Here is a 12788-nt window from a genome sequence, read left to right on the forward strand (position 1 = left end):
CCTAAAGCCCCACGATGACGGAGCCCACGATGGTCATCGCGATGCCAGTCCACTGAAGCCGCGTCAGCATGACGCGCTTGAAAATACGTTCGTAGAGCGCCGCTATGAACGGGCTTGTGGCGGTGATGGCCGTCACTATGGCCACGGGCATGACCGCGAGGCACTGAGCGTAGATGATGGAGCCGGCGCAAAGTCCAATGACGGAGGCGCCCGCAAAATAGAGCGCGGCGCGCAGCGGTATCTCGCGCAGCGGCATCGGCCTCTGGTTTGGCATGTACCTGCGCTGCGCCGCGCGCACCGCGATAGTTATTATAAGGAAGGCGACGGAACGGTAGAAGGTGATGTTTACGGCAGAGGCTCCGCTCGTCAGTATGGCGAGCTTCGTAAGCGGCGAGGAGAGCGCCCACATGAGCCCAGCTGCGATGGCCAGCGAAAAGCCCTTCATCAGCCGCCGCTTGTTGTGAAGCGCGCGCCTTATATCCTCGGTCTTTTCGTCTTTGCCGCCAAAGCGCAGCAGCATAAGCCCGGCCACGACTATCACGATGCCCCAGAGCAGTTTTTGCGTCGGCTCCTCGCCCAGGATGAACCACGAGGTGAACGCCACGAGGATAGGATAACCGTTTGCCACCGGCACCGCGAGGCTCACGCCGATCTCGCGGATGGCTATGAAATAAAGGATGTCTCCAAGCGTGTAGCTTATAAAGACGCTTACAAAAATATAAAACCACGCTGCGGCCGACGTCATCACAGGGATGTGGCCGCCAGTTGCGATATAGGCCGTAGCAAACGCCGAGATAAAAAAGACGGCGGAGCGCACCGGGTTTATGTCGCTTGTAGAACAGCGCGAAGCGGACAGGCCGTGATTGACCATAATCGGTGACGCCGCCCAAAGCGCGGCTGCTACAAATGACAAAAGAAAACCCCATAACGGCATGACCCGACCTCCTTGTATACTTGGGATATTGTACATGATTATAGTCAGGAACGGAACAGGCCGCAAATCACGCGCGCAAGCGCCAAAATCTTTGCTGTATATAGTTAAAAACACTGATTTTTTATTAAAAACTCCGCGACACGCGCTCTAGAATGAGAGCGGATACTCAAAAAAACGGCGTTTTGTGTTATAGTGTGCCTACATAAAGCACCAGTAAAAAATAAGGAGAAGTGACTGTAGAATGGAGTTTTTCGTCCATACCTTTCAAGCCGTAACGTGGCAGAGCCTTGTGATGATGGCCGTAGGCGGCCTTTTGATGTACCTTGCGATAAAGAAGGGCTTCGAACCCAACCTGCTGCTGCCGATGGGGTTCGGCACTATACTCGTCAACCTGCCTCTTTCGTCCGCTCTTGACCAGGTGGCCGGCGGCAAAGTGATAGAGGGCGCTCTTTCTATGTTCTTCAAGCTCGGCATAGCCACCGAGATAATGCCGCTGCTCATACTGATCGCGGTAGGCGCCATGTGCGACTTCACGCCGCTGCTTTCCAACCCGAAAATGTTCCTCTTCGGCCTCACCGCGCAGGCCGGCATATTTTTGACGATGGGTCTTGCGCTCTTCTTCGGCTACAACGTCTACGAAGCGGCCTCCATAGGCATAATAGGCGCGGCGGACGGCCCCACCTCCATCTACGTCGCGACGCGCTTTGCGCCGCACCTGCTGGGGCCGATATCGGTCGCGGCCTACACCTACATGGCGCTCGTGCCGCTCATCCAGCCGCCCGTCATCAAGGCGCTCACCACGCTCAAAGAACGCCGCATGAAGATGCCCTACGCAGACCGCCCCGTCTCGCGCCGCGCGCTGATATTCTTTCCCATAATCATAACGATACTTGGCGGCATAATAGCGCCAGCCTCCGTCGCGCTGCTTGGCTTCGTCATGTTCGGCAACATGCTCCGCGTGAGCGGCGTCACGGAACGCCTCTCAAACGCCGCGCAGAACGAGCTTGCCAACATAGTGACGATACTGCTTGGCTTCTCCATAGCGGCCACGATGACCGGCGAGAAATTCGTCAACGTAAGCACCGCCGTCATCATAGCGATGGGCCTAGTCGCCTTCGTGCTTGATACCGCGACAGGGGTGCTCACGGCAAAGGCGCTCAACCTCTTTCTGCCCAAAGCCAAACGCATCAACCCGATGATAGGTGCGGCCGGCATCTCCGCCTTCCCGATGTCCGCCCGCACCATCCAAAGAATGGGTCAGCAGGCCGACCCGAGCAACCACCTCCTCATGCACGCGGTGGGAGCAAACGTAGCCGGACAAATAGGCTCCGTACTGGCCGGAGGGATACTGCTGGCGTATCTGGGGTAGCGCGATTTTGTGATTTATACGGCGCACTCGCCGCCCGGGCGCAGCCCATCCCGCGCCCGGGCGGCGTTGTTACGTCCGCGTCGCATTTTACAAAGAAAAAAATTATGGTATTATATGGTGCAGGCTTATTTTTTATAAATTATTAACCGGGGGAACAAAAATGGACGAAAAACAATTCCAGCCGCCTTACTATTACAATGAGGAAGATGACGGCATCTCAATGCTCGACATCCTGATAATCTTGGCTGAGCGCAAGAAGATGATCATCGCTGTAACGCTTATTTTCCTGCTTGGCGGCCTCGCCTACGGCTTTTTCTTCACAAAGGCCAAATATATGGGAGAAGTTCAGGTGATGCCCGTCTCTTCCGCCATTGTCAATAAAGGTACCTACAATGTTTACGTATCGGGGAACATAATAAGCGGAATAGCCACCAGCAACGCGGCATTGGACGCCGTCATAGACAAGTTCGGGCTGCTGAAGCGCGACGACAAAAACGTCACCAGAAAACAGGCGCGCGCAAAGCTTAAAAAAGACGTCAAGGTCAAGTACGACGATAAAACCGGCGTAATATCTATCACCGCCGACGCGGACTCCCCGCAGCAGGCAGCCGACATGGCAAACTATGTTTATGACATAACAGAGAAGTCCCTCAAGGAGCTTGCGATGGTTGCCGTTGTTGACAATAATACGGCCTTGCTTGGAGAAGAACTTAGCAAAATAAAAGCCCAGGGGGGCTTTGCAGGGCTGGACACTAAAACTGACGATGGAATGGCGAGGATAGTCGAACTCTATTCGACGCTCACTCAGTACGACGACAGCAAACAGCTCAAAAACAAAACGCCGGTAGTTCTTCAGCTCATAGCGCCAGCCTCCGTTCCCGATGAAAAAGAGGCTCAGGGCAGAGGCAAGATAGCCGTTCTTTCTGCCATACTTGGGCTCTTTGTCGGCATAACGCTCGCCTTTGTCTGCAATTTCTGGCAGACCGCTGAAGACGACCCTGAAACAAAAGAGAAAAAGGCCCACCTCCGCGCGCTGCTGGGACGCAAGAGCGCTTAGCGGCCTCTGCCTGGGATAATGTACTCCAGCGGATATCAAAAAATTTTGAACGCGTTTCTTTGGCTTGGCATGAGGAACAGAAGGGTCTTTGTTTTAGACCTCTTCTGCCTCGTCTTTGCCGTCTACGCCGGCTTTTCCCTGAGACTGTCGTACTTTATCGGGCGGCAGTACAGGGAAGACTTCATTCTAAGCGCTGTGCTTTTTGCCTTCATCGTGGCGCTTGCGCTCCTTGCCGGCGGCACCTACCGCGTCTTGTGGCCGCGCGCGAGCGTAGAGGAATACGCGCACTTCGCGCGCTGGTACGCTCTCGGAGTTCTCGTCTTTCTTCCTATAAGCTATTTCTTTGACTTTGTGAGAGTGCCGCGTTCGGCGTTCCTCTTCATGTCCATACTTGGAATATTTTTCCTCACCGTCACGCGCGCCGTCTGGCGCCTGGCGGCCGTCTCGCGCCCGCCGCATTCGGAGCACAGCGAACGCGCGCTCATAATAGGCGCAGGCGAGGCCGGCACGCTGCTTGCGCGGGACCTTATGCGCCACGGCTCCGAGATGCTCCCCATAGGCTTCATAGACGACAACCCGGAACTGCGCGGCATGGCCGTTGCGTCGCTCAAGGTGCTCGGCGGCAAAGCGGAACTTGCCGACATAATAAAGACCGAATACATAGACACGATATTGATAGCGATGCCATCCGCGACGGGCGAGCAGATAAAAGAATATCTGAAGGCGCTTGAAGGCGCTCAGGTTAAGATTCGCGTGCTTCCCAGCCTGCTGGACCTGGCGGACGGGCAGGTCAACGTAAGCCGCCTGCGCTCCGTCAACCTCGAAGACCTGCTGCGCCGCGAGCCGATACACCTCGACTGCGAAAATATCAGCGCCCTCATCAAGGGTAAGACTGTGCTTGTCACCGGTGCGGGCGGCTCCATAGGCTCTGAGATATGCCGTCAGGCGCTTTCATTCGCGCCGGAAAAGCTGCTTGTGCTTGGCCATGGAGAGCAGTCCATCTATCTGCTGCTTGAGTCGCTTGCGGATGCCGGCAACAAAATCCCCGTCATACCAATCATCGCGGACGTTGCGGACGAGGTAGCGCTTGGCGCCGTCTTTGACAGATACGAACCGTGCGTCGTCTTTCACGCGGCCGCCCACAAACACGTTCCGCTCATGGAATACAACCCGCGCGAAGCGCTGCGCGTCAACGGCATAGGCACATGGACGCTTGCTTCAATGGCCGGCAGACATTCCGTCGAGCGTTTCGTCATGATCTCCACCGACAAAGCGGTGCACCCGACAAGCGTCATGGGTGCCACAAAACGCGCGGCGGAGCGCCTCATCCTCGCAGTGCAGCAGCAATATCCCGATACCAAATACATGGCAGTGCGCTTTGGCAACGTCCTTGGCAGCCGCGGTAGCGTAGTCCCGAAATTTGAGCGCCAGATAGCGGCGGGCGGCCCGGTCACCGTCACGGATCCGGAGATGAAACGCTACTTCATGCTCATCCCAGAGGCCGTAAGCCTCGTGCTGCAGGCGGGCGCAATGGGCACGGGCGGTGAGCTGTTCGTGCTTGACATGGGCGAGCCGGTAAAGATATCCGAAATGGCGGAGACCCTCATCCGCCTCCACGGCTACGAGCCGGGCCGCGACATAAAAATAGAATACTCCGGCATCCGCCCCGGCGAAAAACTCTACGAAGAGCTCTTCTATGACCAATCGCATGTAGAAACCACCGGGCATAAAAAAATATTTAAAACAAAATTGACTCCGGAAAAAGAAAGCATCCTTCCTGTGGTGCAGAACCTAGTCTTCAAAGAGCCGTGCGCCGCGCCGCAGAAATTAAAAGAAGAAATCCTGGCGCTAGGCTGCGACGCCGGAGCGAATAACGGCTGACGAACCAGGCATAGAAACGTAAAACTCTTGGGTTTAAAAAACATGACGGAGATAAAAAGAGACTGTAGTCTCTACCTGCGTAATACTGAATAAACACGGAACCGGAGAATTATTTTTTTTCGCAAGAGGGCGGCGGATTGTGCGGAAAAGCATGACAACCGTATGCATACGACGGCGCATGATTGTCCGGTTATACCTGAAGGCGGCGAAAAGCAGGCATTCACAATAACGAAAATAACGGAGCCGCTGACATACACTGTGACGAATAGCGAAATGATAAAGATAAACTTGCTTGCGCGTTGCTTGATGGATAAGAGCGAGAAAAATGATCAGCAATAAAATAGTCTGAATCAGACGGGGTTTGTTTTACAGAATTTGCTTGCGCGTTGTTTGATGGGGTATACTTATTACATAATTGGAGGAGGTGACAGCAGTGAAGGTTTCTTATCAAGATGAGCATTTAGAAAGTCTCGTAAAAGAGCTGTGTCATCTTACGACAGAAATAGAATGCGTGGAATTTAAGCTCAACAATGCCAAACCTGATGAAATAGGAGAGTATATATCAGCTTTATCAAATACAGCCGCCATTACGGGGCAACCATATTCGTACCTTATTTGGGGAGTCGATGACGAAAGCCACGAAATTGTAGGCACAACATTCACTCCAGCCAGAGAAAAATGCGGTAATGAGGACTTAATCAATTGGCTATCATGTCTGCTTGCGCCTAAAATCAGATTCCAATTCTTAACCGTCAATATCGATACTAAAGAAGTTGTCGTTTTGGAGATATCAGCAGCAACACATACGCCGGTAAGTTTCAGGGGAACAGAGTATATTCGTATAGGCTCCTATAAAAAGAAACTTAAAGATCACCCCGAGATGGAGCGTGCGTTATGGGCCGCTTTTGAAAAACGACGCTTTGAGCAGGAAATTGCTGCGGAAAAATTAAGTGCGGATCAAGTATTGGAATATATATTTTATCCGGCGTATTTTGATTTGCTTAAAAAAAACTTGCCTGGCAGCAAGAATGCTATTCTGAAGGAACTAAATTCAGAAGAAATAATACAGCCAGACTCTCATGGGAAATGGAACGCTACTAATATGGGAGCGATCCTTTTTGCGAAAGATATCACGAAATTTAAAGGATTGCGCCGCAAGGCTGTACGTGTAGTATTTTATAAAGGCAGTAGCCGTATAGAAACAGAAAGGGAAGTTGAGTTTACAGGAGGCTACGCTTTTTCCTATGAAGAAATAGTGAGTTATGTTACAGAATTGTCACCGAAGAAAGAGATAATAGAAAAAGGCATCCGTAAATCTATCTCACTATTTCCGGAACTGGCGGTACGTGAATTGATCGCGAATGCGCTTATACATCAAGATTTTTATATCAGCGGGACCTCGCCAATGATTGAGATCTTTAGTGATAGGATAGAAATAACAAATCCTGGCCTCCCTTTGATCGCCGTTGAAAGGTTTTTGGACACCCCACCTAAATCTAGAAACGAGCACATCACGTCGTTGCTTAGACGAATAGGCGTATGTGAGGAACGAGGAAGTGGAATAGATAAAGTTGTTGCTATGACTGAATTCTATCAGCTGCCTGCTCCGATATTTGAAACTATGCCAGAGCATACGCGCGTTGTCCTTTTTGCTCACAGATGTTTTAAAGAAATAGATAAGAGCGAACGTATAAGGGCGACATACCTCCATGCTTCATTAAAATACGTAGAGAGAAAAAGCATGACAAATAAGACATTGCGGGAACGATTTGAACTAGACGTAAAGAACAGCGCCACAATTTCACGAATAATAAGAGATACCATTGAAATTGGATTAATAAAATGCCAAGACGATACGGTAGGAACTAAGGCAAAAAAATATCTTCCCTATTGGGCATAAAACCGTTGGAATTTGCTTGCGTGTTGCTTGATGGATAAGAGCGAAAAAAATGACCAGCAATAAAAAAAGCCTGTATCAGACTGGGTTTGTTTCATAGAATTTGCTTGCGCGTTGTTTGATGGAAAATGAATGAATATCGTTGATTATATTTCACAGCCAAAGCAACATAGACAGGCTTCTATTGCAGAAGTTTGTTTGCAGCGATTGTGCTATTTGGGGTAGGCGTTATCACACATAAACTCCGTGATAGCCTCTTTTTTATACGATTCACAATTTTTTGCAGCAATAGCTGCAACAAGGTTAAGATTACCGAGAGGGACGAAGTGGGTAGCGCCACTACCCACTTCAAGGACGGTATCCAATATTACTTAAGGGGTTCCAGCTCCTCCCCTTTCACCTGGATAAAAGTAAGCGTTGTCCCCTCCACCGATACCGGAAAAACGCCGCGTCAAAAGACTTGAACAAAGCAAATTGGTATTGGAACAGCTAATTGGCATAGGCAGGTGATATTTGACGCTTGTGGATAGTCTTTAAAGAACCGGCATTCTAATAAAATCACTTCTCCTATGCAAGACTAGTAATAGGGTAGCAAATAAAAGTTAGAAACTGATGCCGCCAAAGCTTTACTATAAATTAACGGCTATGAGCATTTCATTGATTTTCTGGCCCCGATGATTTCTCCATGTTTGTGAATGTGACCAAGACACACTTAAAAACGGTCTTGTTATATATCGTATCAGCCATGTTGTTTAGCTTTCTATTGATTGCTCTGATTTTTATGGAGCAAATGAGGAGTTAAATAAGTGGTAAGCTAAACGTCATACATAATTTAATAGTTGCAGATGGTATCATAGTGGTGCTAATATATAAATGTTAATGCCAATATCTAGGCAAACACAGGATAGTTTTCAAGGTGCTCTGATGTGGGTAGCATTAAATAATGTTTCTGGAATTTTGGGAAATATAAATAAAACTGAAATAGAATATAAGCGCTAAGGTGCGATGCATATGTATTGTAACGACAAACATATATACACGATGATAAAACGTGCGGCGGATATTATTCTGTCGTCAGTTGGCTTGGTGTTGCTTTCTCCCCTATTGCTTGCTATTGCCCTGTTAATAAAGCTCGATACGCCTGGCCCGATATTCTTTAAACAAAAAAGAATAGGCAGGCATAAAACGTACTTTTATATCTATAAATTCCGCACAATGAGAATAGATACGCCAAAAGATATGCCTACGCACTTGTTGGCAGATCCTGACGCTTATATTACAAAACTAGGAAAATTTATGCGTAAAACGAGTTTAGACGAATTACCACAAATAATAAATATACTAGTCGGTCAAATGTCTATCATCGGCCCGCGTCCCGCGCTGTGGAACCAGTACGACCTCATCGCGGAGCGCGACAAATACGGCGCCAACGACATCCGCCCCGGCCTCACCGGCTGGGCGCAGATAAACGGATACCTAGGAACTGTGATTATCAATAAACTAAGTTTGACAGTAGGTGAAACGGCATGAAGAAAATCCCCTTCAGCCCCCCGGACATAACGTCAGCGGAGATCAACGAAGTCGTTGCGGCGCTGAAATCCGGCTGGATTACCACCGGTCCTAGGACAAAAGAGCTGGAACGCATCACCGCGACGCGCTGCCATACCGCGAAAGCGGTCTGCCTGAACTCCAACACCGCCTGTGCCGAGATGACCCTGCGCCTTCTGGGCGTCGGCCCCGGAGACGAAGTCATCGTTCCCGCTTATACCTATACGGCGACGGCGAGCGTAATTGAGCATGTCGGCGCTAAAATCGTCATGATCGACTGTGAACCCGGTAAATTCACAATAGACTATGACAAGCTGGAAGCCGCTATTACAGAAAAGACCAAGGTCATCATACCGGTGGACCTCTTTGGCATCCCCGCCGATTATGAGCGTATCATTGACATCGCCGAAAAGAAACGCCCGCTCTTCTCTCCTTCCGACAACCACATACAGCGGGCTATCGGCAGAGCCATAATCATGGGCGACGCAGCGCATTCCTTCGGCGCCTCCTATAAAGGAATACCCATCGGCTCCGTCGCCGACTTTACGAACTTCTCCTTTCACGCCGTCAAAAACCTTACCACCGCCGAAGGCGGCGCGGCGACTTGGAGAGATATCGAGGGCGTGGACAATGAACAGCTCTACCGCCGTTACATGCTGCTGAGCCTCCACGGACAGAGCAAAGATGCCCTCGCGAAAACCAAACTCGGCACCTGGGAATACGACATTGCGGGACTCTGGTACAAATGCAATATGACCGACCTCCACGCCGCGGTCGGGCTTGCCCAGATAAAAAGATACGACGCCCTTTTGGCGCGCCGGAGAAAGATCATCGAAAGATTGGATGCCGCGCTTGCCAGCCTGCCCGTAGAGACGCTGAGGCACTATACAAAAGAATATAGCTCCTCCGGCCACCTTTATATCATGCGGCTAAAGGGCAGGGACGACAAAGAAAGAGACGGCTTCATCACCAAAATGGCCGAACTGGGGGTGGCGACAAACGTCCACTACAAACCGCTGCCGCTGCACACCGGTTATCGGAAACTGGGCTTTGACATCGCCGACTACCCCTACGCCTATGAACAATTCCGCAACGAAGTCACGCTGCCCCTGCATACGTCACTGACCGATGAAGATGTGGACTATGTAATTGAGTGCGTAAGGAAATGCCTGTAAAAAATGCTGAAAGAGTGGGAAGAATTGCCTGACTGCATGAGAACGGAAGCCGTTCGCCCCTATTACGAGACGCTCAAAAAGAAAAGAGCGGCCTTGCTGTTGAAGCGTGTCTTCGACGTCGTGACGGCAATCTTGATGCTGGCAGTCCTCTCGCCGCTGCTTCTCGCAATATCGCTTGCGATAATCCTTGACAGCAACGGCGGCGTCTTCTTCCGTCAGGAACGTATTACGCAATATGGGGAAAAATTCAAGATATTTAAATTCAGAACGATGATCGCGAACGCGGACAAGCTTGGCGCGCAGGTAACGGTGAAAGATGACGCGCGCGTCACAAAAATCGGCAGAACGCTAAGAAAATACCGGCTGGACGAACTTCCCCAACTGCTAAACATCATCGCCGGAGACATGAGCTTCGTGGGAACGAGGCCGGAAGTAGAGAAATACGTCAGGCAATACAACGACGAAATGTACGCGACGCTGCTTTTGCCGGCGGGCGTCACCTCGGAGACGAGCATTATGTACAAAGACGAAGAAAAACTGCTGGCCAGGGCGGAGTCAGCCGACGAGGCCTACATAAGCAAGGTCCTGCCGGAAAAGATGGAATACAACTTGAAGAGCCTGCGGAACTTCAGCTTGCAGTCGGAGATATCGACGATGGCTAAGACTGTGCTGGCGGTAGTGGATTGATGAAGACTAAATTCAGTGTTTTGAATAATTTTACGCCACCTGCGACAAAGGATACGGTCATATGAAGATATTGCTCATAAACCACTACGCAGGTTCAATATATCACGGCATGGAATTTCGTCCCTACTACCTGTCAAAAGAATGGGTAAAGATGGGGCATGAAATTATAATTGTCGCTGCCTCCTTCTCGCACCTTCGACAGAAGGATATCGAAATGACCGCCGATGCTATGGAAGAAAACATTGATGGTATTCGCTATATATGGCTGCGGACGCCGAAATACAGCGGGAATGGGCTTGGCCGCATACGTAATATGCTGTCTTTCCTCCGCAAACTTTATACCTACCTTCCAAAAATTACAGCGAATTTTGCCCCCGACGCTGTTATCGCGTCATCGACCTATCCGCTCGATTCGTACCCCGCAAGATGGATTGCCAAGAAGCATGGCGCAAAATTTGTCTTCGAGCTCCATGACCTTTGGCCGCAGGTATTGGGAAAAATGTCCAAATGGCATCCGTTCATCATGATAATGCAGATGGCGGAGGACTATTGGTGCAAAAACGCCGACGTCGTGATTTCTCTTCTGCCGAACGCTTATAAGCATCTGGTCACACGTGGAATGAAAATGGAAAAGTATCATGTAATCCCTAATGGCATAAGTGTTGATGAATGGCAGGCTAAATCCAGTGGCGGAGAGCTCCCAGAATTACACAAAGAATCGCTATCTACACTAAAGAAATCAGGAAAGACGATTGTAGGATATGTAGGAGGCCATGGCGTTAGCAATGGCTTGGATATGTTGGTTGATGCCGCAGCTCGCACTTCTGGTTTTTCAAAAATTCAATTTGTTTTAGTTGGAAAAGGCCCAGAAAAAGCCAAACTGGAAGAAAAGACCAAAGGGTTAAACCTGCCTAACATCACCTTTTTGCCCCCAGTTTTGAAAAAAGCAGTTCCGGTTTTGTTGAAGCAAATGGATATATTGGTGTGTAACGTCAATGAAACTCCTTTATGTCAGTATGGAATGTCATTAAATAAGATTTTCGATTATATGATGGCAGAAAAACCGGTTTTATGGAGCTCTAACGTCAGCAACGATTTCGTTGCTGAATCGCATTGTGGTTTTACAGTCCCTAGCGGTGACCTTATCTCCTTTTGTGACAAATTATATGAAATGTCAGACATGAAAAAAGAGTTCTTGGATGCCATGGGCGTTCGGGGAAAGGAATATATATTAAAACAATACACATATCCCAAGCTGGCAAGGAAATTTATCGACGCGCTATAAAAAGCATTCAGAGGGGAAATAGAGACATGACGTTATTAAATAAGGTACAGAATAAGACCGCCCAAATCGGCGTAATCGGCCTCGGCTACGTCGGCCTGCCGCTGGCGGTGGAAAAAGCCAAAGCCGGCTACAAAGTGCTGGGATTCGACATACAGCAATCCAAAGTGGAGATGGTAAACCGCGGCGAAAACTACATCGGCGACATCATCCCGCAGGACCTCAAGGACCTGACGGCGAACGGTCGCCTCTCCGCCACGACAGACTTTGACCGCCTTGCGGAGTGCGACGTCGTCGCTATCTGCGTCCCCACGCCGCTCGACAAATTCAAACAGCCCGACCTCTCGTACATCGTAAACTCCGCCAAAGAGATATCAAAGCGCCTGCACGAAAACATGCTCGTCGTCCTTGAATCAACCACCTACCCGGGAACGACCGAAGAGGTAGTCAAACCCATTCTTGAAGAAAGCGGTCTTAAAGTCGGCAAAGACTTCCACCTGGCCTTCAGCCCTGAACGCGTCGACCCCGGCAACGCCAGATACAAGACCCACAACACCCCGAAAGTCGTCGGCGGCTGTACGCCTGAATGCACCGAGATCGCGAAAACTCTTTACAGCATCGTCTTAGGCGCGGAAGTCTTTACCGTATCTTCCCCTAAAGAGGCAGAGGCGACAAAAATCCTGGAAAACACCTTCCGCATCGTCAACTGCGCCCTCGCCAACGAAATGGCCATCGTCTACAACAAAATGGGCATCAACATCTGGGAGGTAATCGCCGCCGCTTCGACAAAGCCCTTCGGCTACGTTCCCTTCTACCCGGGCCCCGGCGTCGGCGGTCACTGTATTCCGCTCGATCCCTTTTACCTCACATACAAAGCGAGGGAATACGACTACCATACCCGCCTCATAGAGCTGTCCGGCGAAATAAACGACAACATGCCTGAATACGTCGTCGAGCG

The 12788-nt window shown here is 50.1% G+C and carries 10 protein-coding genes; 9 read left to right on the forward strand and 1 reads right to left on the reverse strand.

Annotated elements, in window-relative coordinates:
• Position 1: 1 nt before the first annotated feature.
• The gene (locus tag RRY12_06430; GenBank protein ID MEG2184296.1) at positions 2-934 is read right to left on the reverse strand and encodes a DMT family transporter; all 933 of its coding nucleotides are present in this window, start codon (positions 932-934) and stop codon (positions 2-4) included.
• 241 nt (positions 935-1175) lie between these two features.
• Between RRY12_06430 and RRY12_06435 the strand changes: the two genes are divergently transcribed.
• The 9 genes from RRY12_06435 to RRY12_06475 form a co-directional block, all read left to right on the forward strand.
• Positions 1176-2303 (forward strand): sodium ion-translocating decarboxylase subunit beta, encoded by a 1128-nt coding sequence (locus RRY12_06435; GenBank protein ID MEG2184297.1) that lies wholly within the window; start codon positions 1176-1178, stop codon positions 2301-2303.
• A 160-nt stretch (positions 2304-2463) separates the two neighbouring features.
• Complete coding sequence (locus tag RRY12_06440; protein ID MEG2184298.1) at positions 2464-3360, forward strand: Wzz/FepE/Etk N-terminal domain-containing protein; 897 nt, start codon at positions 2464-2466, stop codon at positions 3358-3360.
• 45 nt (positions 3361-3405) lie between these two features.
• Positions 3406-5241 (forward strand): nucleoside-diphosphate sugar epimerase/dehydratase, encoded by a 1836-nt coding sequence (locus tag RRY12_06445; protein ID MEG2184299.1) that lies wholly within the window; start codon positions 3406-3408, stop codon positions 5239-5241.
• Between the two features lie 433 nt (positions 5242-5674).
• Entirely contained in the window at positions 5675-7141 is a 1467-nt protein-coding gene (locus RRY12_06450; protein MEG2184300.1) for an ATP-binding protein, read from the forward strand.
• A gap of 1008 nt (positions 7142-8149) precedes the next feature.
• Entirely contained in the window at positions 8150-8668 is a 519-nt protein-coding gene (locus RRY12_06455; GenBank protein ID MEG2184301.1) for a sugar transferase, read from the forward strand.
• Positions 8665-9861: a DegT/DnrJ/EryC1/StrS aminotransferase family protein gene (locus tag RRY12_06460; protein MEG2184302.1), complete on the forward strand. Its 1197-nt coding sequence runs from the start codon at positions 8665-8667 to the stop codon at positions 9859-9861. The genes RRY12_06455 and RRY12_06460 overlap by 4 nt, the downstream gene beginning before the upstream one ends.
• A gap of 3 nt (positions 9862-9864) precedes the next feature.
• Complete coding sequence (locus tag RRY12_06465; GenBank protein ID MEG2184303.1) at positions 9865-10548, forward strand: sugar transferase; 684 nt, start codon at positions 9865-9867, stop codon at positions 10546-10548.
• A gap of 61 nt (positions 10549-10609) precedes the next feature.
• Complete coding sequence (locus tag RRY12_06470; GenBank protein MEG2184304.1) at positions 10610-11833, forward strand: glycosyltransferase family 4 protein; 1224 nt, start codon at positions 10610-10612, stop codon at positions 11831-11833.
• Between the two features lie 26 nt (positions 11834-11859).
• Positions 11860-12788 (forward strand): nucleotide sugar dehydrogenase (locus RRY12_06475; protein ID MEG2184305.1); only part of this gene is annotated, 929 nt, incomplete at its 3' end.

This window comes from Cloacibacillus sp. (assembly GCA_036655895.1).
Classification (GTDB): domain Bacteria; phylum Synergistota; class Synergistia; order Synergistales; family Synergistaceae; genus JAVVPF01.